Annotated in this window: 15 protein-coding genes and 2 pseudogenes; 9 read left to right on the top strand and 8 right to left on the bottom strand. The window is 66.9% G+C overall.

Features of this window, described 5'->3' with window-relative positions:
• The first annotated feature begins 127 nt into the window (after positions 1-127).
• Positions 128-835, top strand: coding sequence for a DUF6319 family protein (locus CBI38_RS26190; protein WP_109333481.1), 708 nt, complete (start codon positions 128-130; stop codon positions 833-835).
• 116 nt (positions 836-951) lie between these two features.
• A complete protein-coding gene (locus CBI38_RS26185; protein WP_109333479.1) occupies positions 952-1,605 on the top strand; it encodes a S1 family peptidase in 654 nt (217 codons plus the stop codon).
• 68 nt (positions 1,606-1,673) lie between these two features.
• On the opposite strand, the gene ilvD is transcribed toward CBI38_RS26185, so the two are convergent.
• Complete coding sequence (gene ilvD / locus CBI38_RS26180; protein WP_109333477.1) at positions 1,674-3,368, bottom strand: dihydroxy-acid dehydratase; 1,695 nt, start codon at positions 3,366-3,368, stop codon at positions 1,674-1,676.
• Positions 3,369-3,493: 125 nt separating this feature from the next.
• Between ilvD and CBI38_RS26175 the strand changes: the two genes are divergently transcribed.
• From CBI38_RS26175 to CBI38_RS26160, 4 genes are all read left to right on the top strand, one after another.
• The gene (locus CBI38_RS26175; protein WP_418328352.1) at positions 3,494-4,504 is read left to right on the top strand and encodes an aldo/keto reductase; all 1,011 of its coding nucleotides are present in this window, start codon (positions 3,494-3,496) and stop codon (positions 4,502-4,504) included.
• Positions 4,505-4,548: 44 nt separating this feature from the next.
• Positions 4,549-5,817: an MFS transporter gene (locus CBI38_RS26170; protein WP_109333475.1), complete on the top strand. Its 1,269-nt coding sequence runs from the start codon at positions 4,549-4,551 to the stop codon at positions 5,815-5,817.
• Between the two features lie 89 nt (positions 5,818-5,906).
• Positions 5,907-7,487, top strand: coding sequence for an FAD-binding oxidoreductase (locus CBI38_RS26165; RefSeq protein ID WP_109335373.1), 1,581 nt, complete (start codon positions 5,907-5,909; stop codon positions 7,485-7,487).
• The gene (locus CBI38_RS26160) at positions 7,484-8,398 is read left to right on the top strand and encodes a diacylglycerol kinase (protein WP_109333473.1); all 915 of its coding nucleotides are present in this window, start codon (positions 7,484-7,486) and stop codon (positions 8,396-8,398) included. Before CBI38_RS26165 ends, CBI38_RS26160 begins: the two co-directional genes overlap by 4 nt.
• Here CBI38_RS26160 and CBI38_RS26155 read toward each other — a convergent pair.
• Positions 8,369-8,785, bottom strand: coding sequence for an RNA-binding S4 domain-containing protein (locus CBI38_RS26155; protein WP_109335372.1), 417 nt, complete (start codon positions 8,783-8,785; stop codon positions 8,369-8,371). The two genes, CBI38_RS26160 and CBI38_RS26155, sit on opposite strands and share 30 nt — an antisense overlap.
• 45 nt (positions 8,786-8,830) lie before the next feature.
• On the opposite strand from CBI38_RS26155, the pseudogene CBI38_RS39370 reads away from it, so the two are divergent.
• Positions 8,831-9,037, top strand: a pseudogene (locus tag CBI38_RS39370) (GTP pyrophosphokinase); the annotation flags it as partial.
• A 62-nt stretch (positions 9,038-9,099) separates the two neighbouring features.
• On the opposite strand, the gene CBI38_RS26145 reads toward CBI38_RS39370, so the two are convergent.
• From CBI38_RS26145 to CBI38_RS26135, 3 genes are read right to left on the bottom strand one after another with little or no spacing between them, the layout of a single operon-like run.
• Positions 9,100-10,569, bottom strand: coding sequence for an MFS transporter (locus CBI38_RS26145; protein ID WP_109333471.1), 1,470 nt, complete (start codon positions 10,567-10,569; stop codon positions 9,100-9,102).
• 1 nt (position 10,570) lies between these two features.
• Complete coding sequence (locus CBI38_RS26140) at positions 10,571-11,830, bottom strand: serine hydrolase domain-containing protein (RefSeq protein ID WP_109335371.1); 1,260 nt, start codon at positions 11,828-11,830, stop codon at positions 10,571-10,573.
• Positions 11,831-11,844: 14 nt separating this feature from the next.
• Entirely contained in the window at positions 11,845-13,218 is a 1,374-nt protein-coding gene (locus CBI38_RS26135; protein WP_230989974.1) for a hypothetical protein, read from the bottom strand.
• On the opposite strand from CBI38_RS26135, the gene ubiG reads away from it, so the two are divergent.
• A complete protein-coding gene (ubiG, locus tag CBI38_RS26130) occupies positions 13,211-14,035 on the top strand; it encodes a bifunctional 2-polyprenyl-6-hydroxyphenol methylase/3-demethylubiquinol 3-O-methyltransferase UbiG (protein WP_230989973.1) in 825 nt (274 codons plus the stop codon). The genes CBI38_RS26135 and ubiG overlap by 8 nt on opposite strands.
• Here ubiG and CBI38_RS26125 read toward each other — a convergent pair.
• From CBI38_RS26125 to CBI38_RS26115, 3 genes are all read right to left on the bottom strand, one after another.
• Positions 14,032-14,880, bottom strand: a complete 849-nt coding sequence (locus tag CBI38_RS26125) for a 3-hydroxybutyryl-CoA dehydrogenase (RefSeq protein WP_109333464.1) — start codon at positions 14,878-14,880, stop codon at positions 14,032-14,034. The two genes, ubiG and CBI38_RS26125, sit on opposite strands and share 4 nt — an antisense overlap.
• A gap of 75 nt (positions 14,881-14,955) precedes the next feature.
• Positions 14,956-16,116, bottom strand: a complete 1,161-nt coding sequence (locus tag CBI38_RS26120) for an acyl-CoA dehydrogenase (protein ID WP_109333462.1) — start codon at positions 16,114-16,116, stop codon at positions 14,956-14,958.
• Between the two features lie 107 nt (positions 16,117-16,223).
• A complete protein-coding gene (locus tag CBI38_RS26115) occupies positions 16,224-16,991 on the bottom strand; it encodes a TetR family transcriptional regulator (RefSeq protein WP_230989972.1) in 768 nt (255 codons plus the stop codon).
• Between the two features lie 232 nt (positions 16,992-17,223).
• Here CBI38_RS26115 and CBI38_RS40960 point away from each other — a divergent pair.
• Positions 17,224-22,388 (top strand): annotated as a pseudogene (locus tag CBI38_RS40960) (condensation domain-containing protein); the annotation flags it as partial.
• Positions 22,389-22,399: the final 11 nt, after the last annotated feature.

Raw genomic sequence — 22,399 nt, 5'->3', positions numbered from 1 at the left:
CTTGCCTTCGATCTGCTCTCAATCTGCCATTGTGCGGGCCCGCCCGGTGCGGAAACGTCGGTGGTGTGTGCGAGAGTTGCTGGGCTCACGAGCCCGTTCGCGAGATCACCCCAGAAAGGACAGCGCCATGCCGCCCCGTAGACGTTCCGGTGCAGCCGCCACACCGGATCACCTGACAGCGGAGAATCTCGAGACTCTCGCTGCTGCGATCGCGGAGGGCAGACGCGCCACCGTGTATCTGCGCGAGGCGATGCCGAGCCTTCGTCTCGAAGCAGGCGCGTCGGCGAGAGCTCTTTCGGTGCAGGGTAATACGGTGATGATTCGGCCCAAGGGTGTCGACGACGAGCTTCCGTTCGAAGCGGAGGAGCTCATGATGAAACGCCTTCCGGCACCGAAGACCGCACCCGCGACAGTACCCGCGAAGCCCGCTGTCCACCAGGAGATCGAGCCCGGTCCGCCCGCCGCCAAGGCTCCGGCGCCGAGCACCGTGTCGGCGCCCGAGCCCGTCGCTGCCGCACCGAAACCCGCCGCGACGCCCGCGAAACGGACAACGAAGAAAGCCCCCGCCGGCGTGAGCGTCACCATCCACGCCGGAGCGGACAACGACTGGAGTGTCACCGTCGCGCACGGGGCCAAACGTCCGGGTAAGGCCGTCCCCGTCTCGCCGGAGGCCGTGGAGCGTGCCGTGCGCGAACTGGGCGAGGAGACGGCGATCGAGGCCGTCGAGTCGATCATCGTTGCGGCGCGCAACCTCGCCGCGGCGAGGGTCGAGGAGCTGAGCAGGCAACTCGAGGACGCCCGGAAGGCGCTGGAGGCGCTCGGCGCCGGGGAGTGAGCTGGCTGGCGGTCGCGATTCTCCGTCGCATTCCCCCACGCGCGCAATGGGCGGGGTGGGATTCTTATGGGGAGACACGCGGCCGTCGGGGCTCATTTTCCGGGAAGGTTCGAACAATGTTGAAACGATTCGCGGCGGTTGTTGCAGCCACGGTGGGAGTTCTGGGTTTTCTTGGCAGTGGTATCGCGACGGCCGCGCCTCCGGCGGTCCTCGGGGGTGGGTCGGGGATCGTGGTGAATGACGAGTTGGTGTGCACGCTCACCACGATCGGGAATGACAGCGGCGGTCGCCTGGTCGGTGTGACGGCGGGCCATTGTGGTGATGTCGGTTCCACCGTGGTCTCCGAAGCTGCGTTGGACACCGGAGTGGTGGGCACGTTCGTGAAGTCGAACCCGGCGCTCGACTACGCGGTGATCCAGTTCGATCGGGCGAAGGTGGTGCCGGTCAACCGGGTCGGCAATGTCACCATCACCCAGATCGGTGCCCCGGCCAGCTTCCCGCAGGTCGCATGCAAGGAAGGACGAACCACCGGCAACACCTGCGGAATCGTGTATGGCGACCTGATGCAAACCCAGGAGACGTGGACGCAGGCGTGCGTGGTGGAGGGCGATTCCGGTGCACCGCTGGTCGTCGGTACCACCCTCGTTGCCATGGTCAACGCCTATTTGGCTGCTCCGTGCATCGGCCCGGAGATCGGAACCAACATGTCGGTGATCGTCGGCGACATGAATGCGAGCGGCGGTCCGGGCGCAGGCTTCCGGCCCATTTAGGCGCCTTCGGCGCTCGTGAGTGGTTAACGAGTCTCTGGACTCGTCAACCACTCACGGGCGCGGAGCGCCTACCCGCAGACAGCGCCGCCGGAAGCGGAGCCGACCAGCTTGGTGTACTTGGCCAGAACGCCACGGGTATAGCGCGGCGGGAGTGGCTCCCACCCGTTCTTCCGGGCGGTGAGTTCCTCTTCGTCGACGAGCAGATCGAGGGTCCCGGTGCCCACGTCGAGCCGAATCTGGTCGCCGTCGCGGACGAAGGCGATGGGCCCGGCGTCGACGGCCTCGGGTGCGACGTGGCCGACGCACAGGCCGGTGGTGCCGCCGGAGAAGCGGCCGTCGGTGAGGAGCAGCACGTCCTTGCCGAGGCCGGCGCCCTTGATCGCGGCGGTGATGGCCAGCATCTCCCGCATTCCGGGACCGCCCTTGGGTCCCTCGTAGCGGATGACGACCACGTCACCGCTGGTGATGGTGCCGTCCTCGAGGGCGTCCATCGCGGCTCGCTCGCGGTCGAAGACGCGGGCGGTGCCGGTGAACACGTCGGAGTCGAAACCCGCCGACTTCACCACGGCACCCCCGGGTGCGAGTGAACCCTTCAGGATGGTGATGCCACCGGTCGGGTGGATGGGTGAACTCATCGCGCGGAGCACCTTGCCGTCCGGGTCCGGGGGCGCGATGTCCGCGAGGTTCTCCGCCATGGTCTTGCCGGTGACCGTCAGGCAGTCGCCGTGAAGGAGTCCGGCGTCGAGAAGCGCCTTCATGACGACGGGAACACCGCCGATGTGATCGACATCCGTCATGACGTGTGAGCCGAACGGTTTGACATCCGCCAGGTGCGGGACACGTGCTCCGACCCGACTGAAGTCGTCGAGGGTCAGTTCGACCCCGGCTTCGTGAGCGATGGCGAGAAGGTGCAGGACGGCGTTGGTGGATCCACCGAACGCCATGACGACGGCGATCGCGTTCTCGAATGCCTCTTTGGTGAGGATGTCGCTGGTGGTGATGCCCCGGCGAAGCAGTTCGACCACGGCTTCGCCGCTGCGCCGGGCGAAGCCGTCGCGGCGGCGGTCGGTCGCCGGGGGAGCGGCGCTGCCGGGAAGGGACATACCCAGTGCTTCCGCGGCACTGGCCATGGTGTTAGCGGTATACATTCCGCCGCAGGCACCTTCGCCGGGACAGATTGCGCGCTCGATGGTGTCGACATCTTCACGACTCATCAGTCCGCGGGAGCAGGCGCCGACCGCTTCGAACGCGTCGATGATGGTGACTTGTCGTTCGCTGCCGTCGGACAGTTTCGCGATACCGGGCAGGATCGAGCCGGCGTAGAGGAAGACGCTGGCCAGGTCGAGCCGGGCGGCGGCCATCAGCATTCCGGGCAGCGATTTGTCGCACCCGGCAAGGAGGACCGAACCGTCGAGGCGCTCGGCCTGCATCACCGTTTCGACGCTGTCGGCGATCACCTCGCGCGACACCAAGGAGAAGTGCATGCCTTCGTGCCCCATGGAGATCCCGTCGGAGACGGAGATGGTGCCGAACTCGAGCGGGTATCCACCGCCCGAATGAACCCCGTCCTTCACCGACTTCGCGAGGCGGTCGAGCGAGAGGTTGCAGGGGGTGATTTCGTTCCACGACGATGCGACGCCGATCTGCGATTTCCCCCAGTCGTCGTCGCCCATGCCCACCGCGCGGAGCATTCCGCGGGCTGCGGTCTTCTCCAGTCCGTCGGTGACGTCGCGGCTGCGGGGCTTCGGATCCGAGATTGTCATGAGTCACAGCCTAGGCGCGCGCCGACAGCCCGGTCGCCCGAATCCCGTGGCAGGCCGGTGCTACCCGACCCGCATATCGATCAGTGCGATTCCAGACGGTGCACGGTGCCGCCCAGTCGGTAAAGATGGTCGGCATGAGTAACTCCCTCCCCACCGTGCAACTGTCCGACGGGCTGACCGTGAGTGCGCAGGGATACGGGGCCATGTCCGTCGCCCCCGTGTACGGACCCGTGGATCCCGGTGAAGCCCTCGCGACCCTGCACCATGCAATCGACATCGGTGTGACGTTCATCGATACGGCCGACGTGTACGGCGGAGGTGCCAGTGAGGTGGCGGTGGGCAAGGTCCTGAAGGAACGCCGCGACGAAGTGCAGTTGGCCACCAAGTTCGGTCTCGTGGGCAACATCGCCAATGGTCAGCGCGGCATCAACGGCAAGCCCGAGTACGTGGCGCAGGCGCTCGAGGCTTCGCTGGCCCGGCTCGGTGTCGACCACATCGACCTCTACTACCTGCACCGCGTCGACCCGACAGTGCCGATCGAGGAGACCGTCGGGGCAATCGCCGAGCAGGTCGCCGCAGGCAAGGTCCGGCACATCGGACTGTCGGAGGCCACCGGGGACGAACTGCGGCGAGCGTCGGGAGTGCATCCCATCGCCGCGATCCAGAGCGAGTGGAGTATCTGGAGCCGCGACGTGGAACGGCAGGTCGTCCCGGCGGCGGCAGAGCTCGGCATCGGATTCGTCCCGTACTCGCCGGTCGGGCGCGGCTTCCTCACCGGCACCTACGACCCGGCCGCCCTGGACGAGCACGACCTGCGCCGGCGCTTCCCGCGGTTCGGTGACGACGCACTGACCGCGAACTCGAAGGTGCTCGACGTCGTTCGCGAGGTGGCCGCCGAACTCGAGGCAACCCCCGCCCAGGTGTCGTTGGCGTGGCTCGACGCGAAAGGACGCGCATTCGGGCTGCCGACGGTGTCCATTCCCGGGACCCGGTTCGCTGCCCGCGTCACCGAGAATGCCGGTGCGCTCGCGCTGACGCTCACCGACGACCAGATCGCTCGTCTCGACCTGCTCGCCGATCTCACCGTCGGCCACCGCTCGGCCGATCCCCAGTGGGTGTCCTTCGGGCGGGAGTAGCGCAACCGGCGGGTAACGGTCGCCGGGGAGTAGTTTGATCTGCGATGAGCAGAGTGTGGTTGGTGTGGGGTGTCGGGGTCATCGCCTACATCGTCGCCGTCCTCCACCGCACCTCATTCGGTGTTTCGGGTCTCGCTGCAACCGAACGGTTTTCGATCAGTCCCAGCGTGCTCTCCAGCTTCGTCGTCCTGCAGATCGTGGTGTACGCAGGAATGCAGATTCCGGCGGGAGTGCTCCTCGACCGGTACGGTTCGCGGCGCATGATCGCGTCCGGCGCCCTCATCATGGCGTCGGCGCAGATGCTTCTCGCGGTCACCGAGTCGCTGCCGATCGCCATCGCCGCGCGGGTGCTCGTCGGAATCGGCGACGCGATGACGTTCATTTCGGTGCTGCGTCTGGTGCCGCAGTGGTTTGCGCCGCGACGCGTCCCGCTGGTGTCCCAGCTGACCGGCATCTTCGGGCAGATAGGCCAGATCCTGTCGGCATTGCCGTTGATGCTGTTGCTCAACGGTCCCGGATGGAACTTCGCCTACGGCAGCGCCGCCTCACTGGGGTTGCTGTCGTTCGTGCTGGCCGTCTCGGTGATCCGGAACTCGCCGCCCGGCCTCGAGGTAGTGGCCGCGCCCGCGGGACTGCGGGAGGTGGGACGGCAGATCAGAACCGTGTGGGCGCGTCCCGGCACTCGGCTCGGATTCTTCACGCACATGGGCACACAGTTCTCGATGACCACGTTCGCGCTGCTGTGGGGGGTGCCCTACCTGCGGTCTGCGCAGGGTCTATCAGCGGCGGAGGCAGGCTCGCTGCTCACCCTGTCGGTGATCTCGGCGATCGTCGCGGGGCCGATCATCGGCGTCCTCAGTGGGCGTTTCCCCATGCGCCGGTCATATCTTGTTTTGTCGATCATGATCAGCAACGCCGCGATGTGGACGGCGGTCCTCGCTCTTTCGGAGCCGGCGCCGATGTGGATGCTGGTTCTGCTCGTGGTGGTCGTTTCGGTGGGCGGTCCCGGTTCGATGATCGGGTTCGACTACGCCCGGATGTTCAACCCGAGCACGAGCATGGGTACCGCGCAGGGGATGGTCAACATCGGCGGTTTCCTCGCTTCGTTGCTGGTCATACAGGCGATGGGGCTCATCCTCGACGCGATGGGAGGGTACTCGTTCGCGGCGTTCCGCGTGGCGTGGCTGGTGCAGTACCCGGTCTGGGCGGTCGCGATCATCGGTGTGCTGGTGACCCGCGGCAAGACCCGCAGGCAGATGGGACTGGTGTTACGACCCATCCGGCAGGTGTGGCGGGAGCGCGGTCGACGGTGAAGCCTAGTTACACTCTTACATGATGTGTAACACTATAACGCATGAGCAATGAGCGATCGGATGATCAGGCCGTCCTGACGGCACCCCCGATGCAGTGGGATGCCTGGGGTGCGCCGGAGAAACGGAAGGTTCTCTCTGACGGGATCAAAGCCCTGCTGCAGCAGGCGCTGGGGGTGTTGATCACCGAGGCTCCGGAGCGGAACCCGGGGGATGTCGTCCTCGCTCCCAGCGCCCTGTCCGAGAAGGACCGGGCCGCCCTGGCGACCATCGTCGGGGAGCGGTTCTGCAGTACCGCGCACACCGATCGCCTCCTGCGTGCCGGCGGAAAAAGCACTCTCGACCTGCTGCGCCGTCGCAGCTCGGAACCGCAGGATGCGCCCGACGCGGTGATCACCCCGGGAACCGACGACGAGGTCGGTGAAGTGCTGCGCTACTGCACGGACAGCGCGATCGCCGTGGTGCCGTTCGGGGGAGGCACGAGCGTTGTGGGCGGTCTCGATCCGGTGCGCGACCGATTCGCCGCCGTCGTGTCGCTCGATCTGCGGAGGTTCGACACCCTGCTCGACCTCGATGCCGAGTCCGGTGTCGCGACCCTGGGCGCCGGTGTGACGGGACCGCGTGCCGAAGAGCTGTTGGGGGCGCACGGCTTGTCGTTGGGGCACTTCCCGCAGAGCTTCCGGTTCGCCACCATCGGCGGCTTCGCGGCGACCCGGTCCTCGGGGCAGGCGTCCGCCGGCTACGGCCGGTTCGAGGACATGGTGGAGGGGCTGCGCGTCGTCACTCCGGCCGGCATTCTCGACACGGGACGGGCGCCGGCGTCCGCTGCGGGACCGGACCTGGGGGAGTTGTTCGTCGGCTCGGAGGGAACCCTCGGCGTGATCACCCGGGTGCGCGTGCGGGTGCATGCCGTTCCCGAGTCGACCGTCCGTGAGGGCTGGAACTTCCCCGACTTCGAGACGGGCGCTGCCGCTCTGCGCGCCCTGCGGCAGGAAGGTGCTGTTCCCACCGTGCTGCGACTGTCCGACGAGGCCGAAACCGGTGTGAATCTGGCGACCACCGACAAGATCGGTGACGAGGCCGTCGCCGGTGGCTGCCTGGCGATCACCACGTTCGAAGGCACCGCCGCACACACCGCCGAGCGGGTGGCCGAGGCTCGCGCGGTGCTGCAGGCGCACGGAGGCACGTCGTTGGGGGCGGATCCCGGGAACAGCTGGGAGCACGGACGTTTCGATGCACCTTATCTACGCGACTCCCTGCTCGACGCCGGTGCACTCTGCGAAACGCTCGAAACCTCCACGCACTGGGGCAATCTCGCCGCGCTGCGTGCGGCGGTCACGACGGCGCTCACCTCGGCTCTCTCCGAGCAGGGCACTCCACCGCTCGTCCTGTGCCACATCTCCCACACGTATCCGACGGGGGCCTCGCTGTACTTCACCGTGGTCTGCGCTCAGGCGGCCGACCCACTCGAACAGTGGCGACAAGCGAAAACCGCTGCGGGTGACGCGATCGTCGCCACCGGCGGGACCATCACGCATCACCACGCGGTCGGCGTCGACCACCGCCCGTGGATGCGTAAGGAAATCGGTGATCTCGGGGTCACCATCCTGCGGGCCATCAAGGATGCGGTCGACCCGGCCGGAATCCTCAATCCCGGAAAGTTGATTCCGTGAGCACGACGAAGACCGTCGAGCGGGTCACGGTCCTGATCAACCCGCTGGCCGGGCACGGCCACGCCCCGGTCGCCGGACGTAAGGGCGTGGCGCGGCTGCGTGAACGCGGTGTAACGGTCACCGAGATCATCGGGACCGACGCCGATCATGCGCGCACGCTCGCCCGCCGGGCCATCGATGACGGCACCGATGCGCTGGTCGTAGTCGGTGGGGACGGTGCGATCAGTATCGGCTTGCAGGCCGCGGCACGGTCGGGAACACCGATCGGACTGATCCCCGCAGGTACCGGAAACGATCATGCGCGCGAGTTCGGGGTTCCCGTCGGCGATCCGGTCGCGGCGGCCGATGTGATCGCGGACGGTGAGGTCCAGGAGTCGGATCTCGCCCGGATCACGCTCACGGATGGGGCGGTGGTCTGGGCGGGCACGGTGGTGGCGAGCGGTTTCGATTCGCTCGTCACCGATCGGGCCAATCGGATGACGTGGCCCAAGGGGCCGATGCGGTACAACTTGGCCATGCTGGCGGAGCTCACGCGGCTTCGTCCCCTGGACTATTCGATCGAACTGGACGACGCCACCGTGCAGGTGGACGCCACGTTGGTTGCGGTGGGCAACGGCCGATCCTACGGCGGCGGAATGCAGATCTGCCCCGGAGCGAACAAGGCCGACGGCCTTCTCGACGTCACCGTGGTGGGATACGGATCACGGGCGCGGCTGGTCCGGTTGTTCCCCCGGGTCTACAAGGGCACCCATGTCGATCTTCCCGAAGTGCAGACCTACCGTTCGCGGACGGTGCGGTTGCGGTGCGAAGGCATCACGGCCTACGCGGACGGTGACCGCGTCGGTCCGCTCCCGGTAACGATCGAGGCCGTGCCCGGCGCGCTACACATCCTCAGCCACACCCCGGTCTGAGTCCGTCATCCCACGGAGCCGATCCATCTCCCGACGTTCGCGTTTGGTCGGCCGGCCGGCCCCGCGGTCGCGTCGGGGAAGAGAGGCGAGAACCTCGAGAGGAGGAGGTGGCGGTGTGGTGTCGGTGTAACACTCCGCGGCGATGACAGCACCGACTCGCTTGGCGATGGGGCGGGTCACCTCCACGATGCGTTCGGTTCCGGCGGCGCGAATACGGACCTCGTCGCCCACCTTCACCGGCTGCGCAGGCTTGGCCGGGGAGCCGTTGACCCGCACGTGCCCCGACCGGCACGCCGCAGCTGCCGCCGAGCGCGTCTTGAACAGCCGGACCGCCCAGGTCCAGCTGTCGACGCGCACGCTCGCGGGGTCGGTACCCGAAGTCACCACGCGACCAGAATACGAGAGGCCCGACCTCGATAAGCGGAGGCCCTCATCGACCAACGGCGCGAGTTCACTCGCTTCCTGATGTCGTACAAGTTCGGGATCGACGAGATGATGACCAAGATCAACATCCTGAAGGACGAGTTCACCTACATTCACGACCACAGTCCGATCGAACATGTGAAGTCGCGCCTGAAATCGGCAGACAGCGTCCTCGGCAAGACCGCCCGCAAAGGACTCCCGCTCACCCTGGACGCCCGGCACCTCGACGCTAAGATGGAGGGTTTGCACGAGGAGGTGCGCGGGCCCGGCGCTGCGGGTCATGCCGGACTAGTCCCGGACCGGATAGTGGTCGGTTGTACCGCGGGTCCGGTGACGTCGCAATGTGGTTGGCAGGCAACGGAATCTGGGGGAACCTGTGCCGGCGCCGCCGGCGTGCGAATGAGGGCGGCTGCGATGATCGCGCCGACGACGAGCATGGCGACGCACAGGTACATTGCGATCCGGAAGCCCTGCGAGAAGCTGTCGGGTTCGGCCAGGCTGGCGGCGTCGATCCCGGCGAGACCCGGCAGCGCGGCCACGGCGAGTAGCTGGCTGGTGCGCGCCACGGCGTTGTTGACCCCGGACGCGACACCGGCTTGCTCGACGGGGACCGACCCGAGAACCGCGGTGGTCAGCGGGGCGACGATGGCCGACAGTCCGAGTCCGAACACGATCACGCCCGGCAGGACGTCGGACCAGTACGACGCGTCGGACCCGATCCGTGTCATGAGGAGGAGGCCAATGGCCGCGAGCGCGGGGCCGAGCGTCATCGGCAGTCGGGGACCGTGGTTCTGCGAATAGCGACCGGCGCGGGAGGAGAGGGCCAGCATCGCGAGAGTGATCGGCATGGTGGCAAGGCCGGCGGCAACCGGCGAATACCCCGCCACCAGCTGAAGCTGCATCACCAACAGGAAGAAGACCCCACCGATCGCCGCGTATACGGCGAAAGTCACCAGGTTCGCTGCCACGAACATGCGGGACCTGAAAAGCGCGGGTGGCACGAGGGCATCGGGGGATCGGCGTTCCACCACGACGAACGCGGTGAGCGCCACGGCCCCGAACGCACCGGCGATCGGATTCATTTCGATCAGCCCGTAAGTGAGGGCGCCCAGCCCGAACACCGCGAACACCGACCCGAGGACATCCAGATGATCCGGCGGATGAGGGTCGCGGCTTTCGGGTATGTGTCGGATAGACGCCCAGATGACTACGGCGGCCAGCGGAACGTTCAGGAAGAAAACGGATCGCCACCCCGCCACTTCCACCAGCCACCCGCCGAGCAACGGCCCGATAGCCCCCGCCACCCCGCCGAGTCCGGACCACAGTCCGATCGCCGCACCGCGGTCGTCCTCGTGCAGGGACGCCGAAATCAAGGCGAGACTCCCCGGGGTCAGCAGCGCGGCTCCGATTCCCTGGAGAATGCGGGCGACCACCAGAAAGGTGATGTCGGGCGCGAGGCCGCACAGCACCGACGCGACGGTGAACCACACTGTCCCCCAGACGAAGACACGTCTTCGGCCCCAGCGGTCGCCGAGGGCCCCGCCCAGCAGAATCAGGGACGCCAGCGCAAGTGTGTAACCACTGAGGGTCCACTGCAAACCCTCGACACCCGACCCGAGATCCTCGCCGATGTGCGGCAACGCGATATTCACCACCGTGCCGTCCAGAAGGGCAAGGCCGGAGCCGAGGACGGTGGCGACGACAACCCAGCGGCCCTGTCGCGTGTTCAATCGGAGAGCCGCCGCCATGTCAGGCTCCGGCCGGGATGCCCGGAGCGTCGCCGGGAGCGAGATACGCGCCGATTTTCCGGAACAGAATATCGGCTTCGTTCTTGTACGCACCGGTGTCGTCGAACGCGGCTTGGTCGTAGGTGACGGCCACGGCGATCGCGATCTTCTTCGACGGCAAGTACGCCTCGGCCGCCGCGTATCCGCTGAAGAGGGGATTCTGCATCAACCAGTTGCCGACGATGGGCTGCCCGAGCCCGTAGGTGTAGTCGTCCGATTGCGGGAAACACGTGGGACAGCCAGGCAGGGTGGTCGTCTTGCCCCGCAGGTCCGTCGAGATCATGGCCTCGTACGACTCACGGGACAGGAGTTTGCCTGTGCCGATGGCTATCGCAGTGTCGTGGAGGTCGTAGATGTTCGAGGTCTGGATGGCGCCGTGGGTGATCGTCCACGACGGGTTCCAGAATGTCGATTCCTCGTAGAACGAGGTGCCGGGCGGAATCTGCAGTGCCTCCCGCCGCTCGGACGAGAACGCGTGCAGGACCGGTTCGGTGATCGCCGCCGTCCCCGGATCCGTGGTGTTGTCCAGGCCGAGTGGTCCGAGCACCTTGTCCTGCATGAGAGTCGTCATCGGCTGACCGGTGATCTTCTCGAGCGCCAACCCGAGAATGACGTAATTGGTATGGGCGTAGTTCCAGTTGGTTCCGGGCTCGTAGAGCAGTGGCTTGGAGGTGGCGTAAGCCAGAAGTTCTTCGGGGGTCCAATTACGGAAGGGGTCGGCGTAGATCGCCTTGTCGAAGTCGGTATTGCCGAGCACGTAATCGACGTAGCCCGAGGTCATCTGGGCGAGCTGACGGAGCGTCACGCGGTCGGTGTGGGGAATGTCGGGCAGCCACGTCGACACCTTGTCGTCGAGGCTCACCTTTTTCTCGTCGACGAGTTGGAGCAGCAGCGTGGACACGTACGAGATGGCTACCGCGCCATTGCGGAAGTGCATGTCGGTGGTGGCCGGCACCCCCGTCATCGACTCGCCGACGGCCTCGGTGACGATTTCCTTGCCGTCCACCGTGACACGAACGATCACCGCCCGTAGGTGGGCCTGCGCCATCGCGTCGCGCACGATCGTCATCACCCCGTCCGCCTGCGCCGAATCTGTGGATTCTGTTCCCGACGCGGCCGCGCTCGCCGAGGTGTCCGGGCCCGACGCCTGATCTGTCGTCGTACACGCAGCTCCCAGAGCCAGGACGCACGCCAACAGGAAAGCCCGCCGATGAAGTGCCATGAACCAGCTTGGCACTATGGGGCCGGTCGGCGCTGGAGATAGGCGATCGCCAGCCCACACGCCACCACTGCGACCACCGGAGCCGCGGTCGACATTCCGTCCCACGCGCTCGGTTCGAGCGCGGAGTCTCCTCCCTTCAGGGGCGCATAGGCGGTCCAACCGAAATCGGCTGTCAAGGGAATCGCGAACGCCGCCGGTCCAGCCAGCGACGTGGTCACCACGGGAGCGCTCGACGGCAGGCTCGCTGTCAGGGTGAACGCGGCGGCGGCCGGCAGAAGAAGCACCACGGCACCGGTGTACACATTGTCCCAGGGCGCCGTGTCGAAGACCGCCGACACCGCCACGAGGGCGAGCGCCGCGATGCCGAACAGAGGTTGGGGCAGTACCCGGCCGAGTGCCGCGCCGAGCGCCACGAGTGCGGCGGGAACGAGTAACCACAGCCACGAATCCGTGAACCAGGCCGTCTGCGCGCCCTCGCTCGCCGCGATGAACGCCGTCGCCGCGAGAAGCACTGTTCCGGTACGGTTCTCCAACCACACTGCCGCGGCGATGACGACCGGAACCAGAGCGACCCCGAGTATCCACCGATCCTGCACCGCGGGGCCGGTACCCAGAGCATCGATCGCACGGACGAGCTGCCAGTACAGCAGCAGTCCGAGCACCGGCAGGACCAATCCGACCACCAGCGGCCTGGTGCGGCGGTCGGGCGAGGACTCCGACGATGCGTCGAAGTCGCCGGACTGCAGCGCGACCATGACCACGATCGCGGTCACCGCGAGGAACGCCAGGGCGAGCAGATCCGTGTTGTGCGGCGGCTCGGGTAGGTAGTCCGCGTACCTCCTCGGCACAGCGGTGGAGTGCCGGTACTGGTCGAGTGGTCCCGCCAGGAGCAACCCGCCGACCACGCCCGCCGCGAGGGCGGTCTGGAGTCGGGCGCGGTCGCTCGCGCCGGACAGACCCGCCAAGCCGCCCAGCAGCAGTCCCACACCGATCCCGTTGGTGTACAGCACGAACGGTGAAGACCCGACCACCGGGCCGATCGCCAGAAGCGTCAGGCCGGACACCGCCGACATCGCCAGGCCGAGTCGGGCGCGCAGGCGTGTGGCCACCACCACGGCGACGAGCGCGCCGAGGACTGCGCCGACGACGCCGCTGGTGAACAGCGTCCCGACGCGGGAGCCCACGATCACGAACGCGTACTCGGTGGGCATCGGCGAGGTCGACGCCACGCCGACGGCGAACCCACCGAGCACCATGCCGACGTGTGCGGCCCGGATTGTCATGGAACGAGCATTGCGCACACCCGCCGGGTTGAAGAGATCGACGCGCAGGGGAAGGGTGGACCGTGTCTTCGTGCGTCCTGGGTTGGGAAGGTGGTCCGTGGTCATCGACAACGACGTCTACAACCGTCGAGGCGAGTCATGGTGGGAGGAGGACAACCCACTGAACTTGCTGCACGGGAGCCTCACGCCAGGACGTTTTGCATACTTCCGCACGGTGCTCACCGAGCATCTGGGGTCCGACTATCGCGGTCTCTGCGCGCTCGATGTCGGCTCCGGCGGCGGATTTCTCGCCGAGGAGTTCACCCACATCGGTTTCCGGGTGGTCGGGGTCGACCCATCGGAGGTGTCGATCGCTACTGCGCGCAGGCACGCCACCGACGCCGATCTGGACATCGAGTACCGCATCGGTGCCGGGGAGAAATTGCCGGTGCCCGACGCCTCGTTCGACGTCGTCTACTGCTGCGATGTCCTCGAACACGTCTCCGATCTCGACGGCGTGATCGCCGAGACGGCCAGGGCGCTGAAGCCGGGTGGTCTGTACCTGTTCGACACCATCAACCGGACCTTCGTCAGCAAACTGGTGGCCATCAAGATCATGCAGGAATGGCGTATGACCAGAATGTTCGATACACCCATCCACGACTGGTCCATGTGCGTGCGGCCGCAGGAACTGGAATCCGTGATGGGGCGGCACGGGCTGCGACTCGGGGCGATCGTCGGACTCGGGCCGCGGTCGAGAAATCCACTGCGCCTCCTCGACCTCGCCCGGGCAGGCGGGCGAACACTGACCTACGGAGAGCTGAGCCGCCGACTCGACTTCGGGCAGGTGCGCAGCACCGCCATCTCCTACATGGGGTACGCGGTCAAGAACGGCGAAAGCCCGCCGCGACGTCGCGACGGGCTCCCGCAGACGCGGAACTAGCTGTAGTCGTAGAAACCCTTACCGCTCTTCTTGCCCAGATGTCCCGCATCGACCTTGCGCTTGAGCAGCGTCGGCGGGGCGTAGTGAGGCTCGGCGAACTCGGCATACAGCGACTCCGCCGCGGCGAGCGTGATGTCGAGGCCCACGGTGTCGATGAGGGTCAGCGGACCCATCGGGTAGCCGCAGCCGCCCTTCATCGCCTCGTCGATGTCCTCGGCGGTGGCGTAGCCCGACTCGAGCATGCGGACCGCCGACGTGAGGTACGGGATGAGGAGCGCATTGACGATGAATCCCGCGCGGTCGCCGGCACGCACCGTCTTCTTGCGCAGGGTGTTCTTGACGTAGTCGGTGACTACGGTGACGGTCTCCTCGGAGGTGACTAGGCTGACCACGATCTCGACCAGCGGCATCACGGGAACCGGGTTGAAGAAGTGGATACCGACGACCTGTCCCGGGCGCTGCGTGGCGTTGGCCATCTTGATCAGCGGGATGGACGACGTGTTCGACGCCAGGATGCCGGACGGCTTCACGATCTTGTCGAGCTTCTGGAAGATGTCGACTTTGAGCGACTCGATCTCCGGTGCAGCCTCGATCACGAGGTCGCGGTCCGCGAAGTCGTCGATGTCGAGGGTGACGCGCACGCGGGCGAGGGCGGCGTCCGCGGCGTCCTGGTCGAGCTTGCCCGCCTTCACCGCTCGGGCCAGCGATTTCTCGATCCGACCCTGCGCGGCCTCGGCGTACTCCTGCTTGGTTTCGAGGATCAACACCGAGCTACCGGCCTTGATACATACTTCGGCGATACCGGCGCCCATGGTGCCGCCGCCGATCACTCCTACTAGTTCCACGATTCTCCTTAGTCATGCCCGTGAGTGGTTAGCGAGTCCAGAGACTCGCTAACCACTCACGGGCGGCGTAGCCGCCTACTTCAACAGGGCACGCGACATGACGACGCGCTGGATCTGGTTGGTGCCTTCGTAGATCTGGGTGATCTTCGCATCCCGCATCATGCGCTCCACCGGGAAGTCCGTGGTGTAGCCGGCTCCACCGAACAGCTGGACTGCGTCCGTGGTGACCTCCATGGCGACGTCCGAAGCAAAGCACTTGGCGGCGGCGGAGATGAAACCGAGATTCTTCTCGCCACGCTCCGCGCGGGCGGCGGAGGTGTACACCATGAGGCGCGCGGCCTCGACCTTCATCGCCATGTCGGCGAGCATGAACTGCACGGCCTGGAAATCGCTGATCGACTTGCCGAACTGTTTGCGGTCCTTGGTGTACGCGATCGCCGCGTCGAGAGCGCCCTGCGCGAGGCCGACGGCCTGCGCGCCGATGGTCGGCCGCGTGTGGTCGAGGGTCTGCAGCGCCGTCTTGAAGCCGGTGCCGGGCTCGCCGATGATGCGGTCTCCGGGGATCTTGCAGTTCTCGAAGTACAGCTCCGCGGTGGGTGAGCCCTTGATGCCGAGCTTCTTCTCCTTGGGGCCGACGACGAAGCCCTCGTCGTCCTTGTGCACCATGAACGCGGAGATGCCGTTGGCACCCTTGTCGGCGTCGGTGACGGCCATGACGGTGTACCAGCTCGACTTGCCGCCGTTGGTGATCCAGCACTTGGACCCGTTGAGGATCCAGTCGTCACCTTCCTGCTTCGCGCGGGTGCGCATGCTCGCGGCGTCCGACCCGGCTTCGCGCTCGGAGAGTGCGTACGAGGCCATCGCCTCACCGGAAGCCAGCTGCGGCAGCACCTGCTGCTTGAGTTCCTCGGAGCCATTGAGGATCAGGCCCATGGTGCCCAGTTTGTTCACTGCAGGAATCAGGGAGGAGGAGCCGCAGACGCGGGCGACCTCTTCGATCACGATGCAGGTGGCGACCGAGTCGGCGCCCTGGCCGTCGTACTGCTCCGGAACGTGGATGGCGTTGAAACCCGAGTTCACGAGAGCGGTGAGCGCTTCCTCGGGGAACCGCGAGTCCTCGTCCACCTCCTTCGCGTATGGCGCGATCTCCTTCTCGGAGAGCGCGCGGATCGCGGACCGCAGTTCGTCGTGCTCTTCTGCGAGCTTGAACAGATCGAAGTCCGGATTTCCGGCCATGTTGGCGCTCCTTGTCGATTGCAACGGCATCGAACGCGAGCGGCACTCCGTGCCAGGGCTATCTTCGGCTACGCGTGCCACAATGTTCGTCGTCGGGCATAGTACTGCTAGTACTGTGCAGTCAACCACGGCACTGAGTGCCAGTCAAGAGTGACGGGCGCCTCAGGGATGACGCTGCGACAACTGCGTCGCGATGCCATCCGTAATCTTGTCCACCGGGTCCCCGGCGGATACGACACGACAACCACCGCATTCTGTTCCCGCGATGGCGCGCCCGCGGCGACCCCGAATGTCCGGCGAACATCGAGCAGGGCGCGTTCCAGCGCGTCGGCGGTGGCCGCCGGATCACCCTTGATCATGTTCCGCAGGAGATGGTTGTGGCACGCGGTGACGGCGGCCGCGAACCCGATCACCTTCAACACCGGCTCGGTAGGGACCACGTTCCGGAGGTAGTCGACGAACAGTCGCTCGTACCGCACGCCGGTCACGATCTCACGGTCGCGCAGCGCCGGGACGCGCTGCACCACCCGATACCGGCGCTCGGACAGTTCCCGGTTTTCCTGAAACCGGTCGAACACCAGGCAGGCGGTGCTGCAGACCGCCGCCCACGGGTCGTCGGATTCCGACGTCAGGTAGTCGCCCGCCTGCTGGAGCAACGATTCGTGGTCGGCGAAGATCACGTCTTCCTTGGAGCGGAACTGACGGAAGAAGGTGCGGCGGGACACGCCCGCGGCCGTCGCGATCTGCTCGACGGTCGTGGCCTCGTATCCGTTCTCGGCGAAGAGACGAATGGCCTGCGTGACGACATGGACCCGGAAGTCCGCCGCATCGATCCCTGGGGTGTCGAGTCGCTCGGGCATGGCCTCAGTATCCATTGGTGCCGAACCTGCCGTTTCCTGGACGCCGGTGCTCCGCGGGGCGGATACTCGTAAATAGTGTGTCCGTCCTGGTGAGGGCGGGGCGAGGTCGAGTTCGAGTGTGCCCTGGACTACGTGAGGTACCCATTCCGGAGACGGGAGAAGAGCGCCGGCTCCCGACTCCCTCTGTCTCGGCAGACTCACCGCGCGCGCTGATCCTGTCGGGGATCCGTTTCCGAAGGGAAAGACAGTGGCACCCGCCAAATCGCAGAAAACGGTCAGTTCGGGTCCGGGTCACGCGGAACCGTTTCCCCTGTCGGCAGCGCAACGGGCCACCTGGTTCGCTCAGCAACTCGAACCCAGGGTCCCGATCTTCATCGCCCAGTACGTCGAATTCGCGGGCGCCCTCGACGTCGACCTGCTCCGGCGGGAGACGGTCGAGGCGGCTCGCGAGTTCGAGTCGCCGTTGCTCAAGGTCGACGACATCGACGGTCAGCCGCTGCAGTACGTCGATCACGCGACCGACACGTCGATCGCCTACCTCGACTTCCGCGGCGAAGACAATCCCGAGGCTGCGGCGCACGACTGGATGGAACGTGACTACGTCACCCCGATAGACCTCAGCACCGATCGCCTGGTGGAGACGTCGATCCTGCAGATCGGTGACACGCACTTCCTCTGGTACAGCCGGATTCACCACGTGGCGCTCGACGGATACGGTGCCATGACGATGCTCCGCCGCATCGCGCACCGCTACTCCGCGTCGGTTGCCGGTCGGGCGCCGGATGCGAACCGCGCGGTGAGTCTGCGGCAGCTGTACGACCTCGACAACCGGTACCGCACGTCCGACCGATTCGTCAGCGACCGGGAGTACTGGGCGCAGCGGGTGGCCGGGGTCGAGGGGACCACTCTGGCTCGCACGACGGGACACGTGTCGGCTACCAGCACGGTCGAGAGCGCCGCACTGTCCGAGGCCGTGGTGGCGGTGCTCGATTCCCGCGACAATCTGTCGGCGGCCACCCTCATCGCCGCTGCCGCCTGCTATCTGTCGCGGCGTACCGGCAGGACCGATGTGCTGGTGACCATCCCGGTGTCGGCGCGGACCACAGCGGTGCTGCGCAATTCAGGCGGGATGCTGGTCAATGTGGCGCCGTTGCCGGTCAGTGTCCGCGGGGAGGACGCCGTCGGCGAGCTCGTCGAACGGGTGCAGCGCGAACTGGTGGGCGCGTTGCGGCATCAGCGGTGCAGTCTCGACGACATCCGCCGCGATGCCGGTGACAAGGCGGCGGAGCTGTACGGGCCCATGGTGAACGTCATGCTGTTCCGTCAGGAGGTGGCGTTGGGCCCCCTGACGGGGGATTTCCACATCGTCACGTCCGGTCCGGTGGAAGACCTGCTGATCAACGTGTACCAGAGCGGGACCCCGACCAAGATTTTCGTCGACTTCCGGGCCAACCCCAGCCGTTACGAGCGCACCGAGCTGCGGGAGCATCATCGACAGTTCCTGGAGCTGCTCGAGGAACTCGCCACCGCCGATCCGCAGTCGCGGGTGGACAGTGTTCACCGGATCAGTGCCCGCACCGGTGAGCGCCTGCTGCGCGAGGCGGCGGAAGTGGAGTACTGGCGCAGGCAGCTGGGTGGGCTGCCCGACCTGCTGCCGTTGCCCAGTGACCGGCCGCGGCCCGCGCAGCTGTCGCAGGCGAGTGATCGAGTGTCCGTGATGCTGACGGGTGCGCTGCACCGACGTGTCGCCGGACTCGCCGCAGCTGCGGGCACCACCACCCGCACGGTGTTCCTCGCGGCTCTGTCGGTTCTGCTCGGCCGGGTCACCGGCAGCGAGGACCTCGCCGTGGGAATCCCGGTGGACGTGAGCGAGCGCACCGATGTCGTCGTGGTCCGGACCCGGTACGCGGGCGAGGTGTCGTTCCGGGACTTCCTGCATCAGGTCCGGGACGTCGCCGCCGAGGCAACGGCCCACACCGAGGTCCCGTTCCAGCAGCTGGTGCGGGAACTCGACATCTCGGTGTCGGATGCGTACGCGCCGATCTTCCAGGTGCTCCTCGACACCCGGGAGGACAGCGCGCGCAGTGCGCCCGTCGCGGGCCTCGATCTGTGCGCGTCGGTCACCGAGGCGATCGACGAGTCGGGTGAACCGGCGGGTGTCACCGTCGAATTCGGCTTTGCCGCCGACCTGTTCGACCCTCACACCATTCGCATCGCGGCCGAGCGGTTCGGCCGCATCCTCGACGCGGTGGCCGCGGACCCGGACGTTCCGATCGGCGACATCGCCATCCTGTCCGACCAGGAACGTGCCGCGCTGACTCCGGTGCGGGGTTTACCCGGCCGGTCCGAGCGAACCCTGTCCGCCCTGTTGGCAGACGCTGCGGCGCTCGATCCGGCGGCGACGGCTCTGTACCAGCAGGGCGAGGAGGTGTCCTATCGGGAATTGGACACCTGGTCGACCCGGGTCGCGCGAGTGCTGATCGATCGTGGGGTGGGCCCCGAGTCGTTCGTGGCGACGGCGTTGCCGCGGTCGTTCCGTTCGGTGGCCTCGGTCTGGGCGGTCACCAAGACGGGTGCGGCATTCGTGCCGGTGGACCCGAACTATCCCGCCGACCGAATCGACTACATGCTCGGCGACTCCGGTGCGGTGGTCGGTCTGACGGAAGAAGCACTGCGTGAGCGGTTGCCCGACTCGATCCCCTGGCTGGCGCTCGACGATCCCGATTTCCGGTCCGAGTGCGCCGCCCGGTCCGACGCGCCGCTGACCGAGGCAGACCTCGAGGGGCCGGTGTCGCTCGACAGCGCCGCGTACCTGATCTACACGTCGGGCTCCACGGGGCAGCCCAAAGGCGTGGTCGTCACGCACCGTGGTCTGGACTCCTTCTCGGTCGACCAACGGGAGCGGTTCGGCGCCACCAGATCGTCTCGCACGCTGCACTTCTCGACGCCCAGTTTCGACGCGTCCGTGTTCGAGTACCTGCAGGCATTCGGGTGGGGGCGACGATGGTGATCGTGCCGCCGACCACTTACGGGGGCACGGAGATCGCCGATGTACTGCGATCGGAGCGCGTCACGCACGGCTTCATCACCACGGCGGCGCTCAGTACGATTCCGCCGGATTCGCTCGGCGACTTCCTCGACGTCGTCGTGGGCGGGGAGGCCTGCCCGCCCGAACTGGTGGCCCGGTGGGCTCCGGGCCGCCGGTTGCACAACGCGTACGGCCCCACCGAGACCACCGTGATGGCGAACATCAGTGCGCCGATGACACCCGGCGGCCCGATCACCCTGGGCGGGCCGATCCGCGGCACCCAGCAGGTGGTCCTGGACGCTCGGCTGCATCCGGTACCCGTCGGCGCACCGGGCGAGTTGTACATCGCCGGTGCCGGCGTGGCCAGGGGTTATCATGGACGGCCCGCGCTCACCGCTGTGCGGTTTGTCGCTGACCCGTACGGCCCCGGCCGGATGTACCGCACCGGCGACGTAGTGCGTTGGCGGCCCGACTACACGCTGGAGTATCTGCGGCGCAGCGACTTCCAGGTGAAGGTCCGAGGATTCCGGATCGAGCTCGGCGAGATCGATGCCTTACTGCAGGCGCATCAGGACGTGCGGTTCGCGGTCACGATCGGGCGGCCGGGCCCGTCCGGGGACACCGTGCTGGTGTCGTACGTCGTGCCGGCCGCCGGCAGGCCGATCCAGACCGCTGAGCTGTTGCGGCAGGTGCGGAATCGGTTGCCGGCGTACATGGTGCCCGCGGTCATCATGGTGCTGGACGACATCCCGTTGAACCCGGTCGGGAAGGTAGACCGGGCAGCGTTGCCGGAACCGAAGTTTCTGTCCGCCGCCGCGGAGTTCCGGGCGCCCGCCGATCCGGTGGAGGAGTCGATCGTCGAGGTCTTCACGGAGATTCTCGGTGTCGAGCGGATCAGCGTCGACGACAGTTTCTTCGACCTCGGCGGCAACTCGCTGGTCGCGACGCGGGTGATCGCGCGGATCAATGCCGCCCTGGGATCGGACGTGGGCGTGCGTGCCCTGTTCGATGCACCCACCGCCGAACTGCTGGCCGCGCATATTCGGCGTGCGGGTATGCAACTCGCGGATCGCCGGCCTCTCGTCGGGGGTGAGAGGCCCGACCGGATTCCGCTGTCACTGGCACAGCAGCGCATGTGGTTCCTCAATCAGTTCGACACGGGGTCGGTGGCCTACAACATTCCGATGGCGGTACGGCTCCTCGGTCCGCTCGACTCGGACACCCTGAGGGACGCGGTCGGTGACGTGATCGAGCGGCACGAAGCGCTGCGCACCAAGTACCCCGCGTCGGCGGACGGCCCGTACCAGGAGATCGTCGACGCAGCACAGGTTGTTCCCGACCTCACCCCGCGGGTCGACGGCGACGAGTCACTGAACGAGCGGATCGAGACGCTCCTCGCGGTCGGCTTCGACGTCAGCCGGGCCGTGCCGCTGCGCGCCGCGCTGCTGTGGATCGGCCCGGACGAACACGTGCTCGTCATGGTGGTGCACCACATCTCGGCCGACGGTGCGTCGCTCGCACCGCTGGCCCGCGATCTCATGGTGGCGTATTCAGCCCGGCGGGCGGGTGCCCGTCCCAATTGGGAACCGTTGCCGGTGCAGTATGCCGACTACAGCGTGTGGCAGCGTGCGCTCCTCGGTAGCCCTGAGGATCCCGGCAGTCTCATGTCCCGGCAACTCGGGTATTGGCGGGATACGTTGGCGGAACTGCCCGAGGTCACCGATCTGCCGCTCGACCGGAACCGGCCCGCCGCACGGTCACTTCAGGGTCGATGCGCGTCGTTCCCCATCGACGCCGGTCTGCACCGGCAACTGCTTCTGCTTGCGCGCGAGCACAATGCGACGCTGTTCATGGTGATGCACGCGGCCTTCGCCGTGTTGCTGTCGCGCATGTCGGGATCGGGCGACGTGGCCGTGGGCACACCGATCGCAGGGCGCGGTGAGGCGGCGCTGGACGACTTGGTGGGGATGTTCGTCAACACGCTGGTGCTCCGGACCCGGGTCCGGTCGGACGCGTCCTTCATCGACGTGCTTGCCGAGGCCCGTGACACGGACCTCGCTGCGTTCGGGCATACCGATGTGCCCTTCGAGAGCGTCGTCGACGAGCTCGCTCCCGTGCGTTCGACGTCGTATTCACCGCTGTTCCAGGTTTTGCTGGAATTCCAGAACACGGTGCGAGCGCACCTCGAGCTGCCTGGTCTGACCGTCGAAGCGGTGGACGTCGACCCGGGTGTCGCCAAATTCGACCTGCAACTCTCACTGGCGGAGCATTACGACGACAAGGGCTCTGCGGCAGGCATGTCGGCGGGTTTCCTGTACGCCACCGACGTCTTCGAACGCGCGTCGGTGATCAGATTCGGGGAACGGCTCCTCCGCGTACTGCGGGCGGTCGTGAC

Origin of the sequence: Rhodococcus oxybenzonivorans (assembly GCF_003130705.1) — a bacterium.
Taxonomy (GTDB): domain Bacteria; phylum Actinomycetota; class Actinomycetes; order Mycobacteriales; family Mycobacteriaceae; genus Rhodococcus_F; species Rhodococcus_F oxybenzonivorans.
This window is presented reverse-complemented; position numbering and strand designations above follow the sequence as displayed.

Excerpts from the sequence above, each read along its gene's own strand:
- CBI38_RS26175 (WP_418328352.1), top strand. The coding sequence starts at position 3,494 with ATGGTCGGCATGAGTAACTCCCTCCCCACCGTGCAACTGTCCGACGGG.
- CBI38_RS26140 (WP_109335371.1), bottom strand. The coding sequence starts at position 11,830 with ATGGCACTTCATCGGCGGGCTTTCCTGTTGGCGTGCGTCCTGGCTCTG.
- CBI38_RS26135 (WP_230989974.1), bottom strand. The coding sequence starts at position 13,218 with ATGACCACGGACCACCTTCCCAACCCAGGACGCACGAAGACACGGTCC.
- CBI38_RS26145 (WP_109333471.1), bottom strand. The coding sequence starts at position 10,569 with ATGGCGGCGGCTCTCCGATTGAACACGCGACAGGGCCGCTGGGTTGTC.
- CBI38_RS26190 (WP_109333481.1), top strand. The coding sequence starts at position 128 with ATGCCGCCCCGTAGACGTTCCGGTGCAGCCGCCACACCGGATCACCTG.
- CBI38_RS26165 (WP_109335373.1), top strand. The coding sequence starts at position 5,907 with ATGCAGTGGGATGCCTGGGGTGCGCCGGAGAAACGGAAGGTTCTCTCT.
- CBI38_RS26185 (WP_109333479.1), top strand. The coding sequence starts at position 952 with ATGTTGAAACGATTCGCGGCGGTTGTTGCAGCCACGGTGGGAGTTCTG.
- CBI38_RS26115 (WP_230989972.1), bottom strand. The coding sequence starts at position 16,991 with ATGGATACTGAGGCCATGCCCGAGCGACTCGACACCCCAGGGATCGAT.
- ilvD (WP_109333477.1), bottom strand. The coding sequence starts at position 3,368 with ATGACAATCTCGGATCCGAAGCCCCGCAGCCGCGACGTCACCGACGGA.
- CBI38_RS26170 (WP_109333475.1), top strand. The coding sequence starts at position 4,549 with ATGAGCAGAGTGTGGTTGGTGTGGGGTGTCGGGGTCATCGCCTACATC.
- CBI38_RS26120 (WP_109333462.1), bottom strand. The coding sequence starts at position 16,116 with ATGGCCGGAAATCCGGACTTCGATCTGTTCAAGCTCGCAGAAGAGCAC.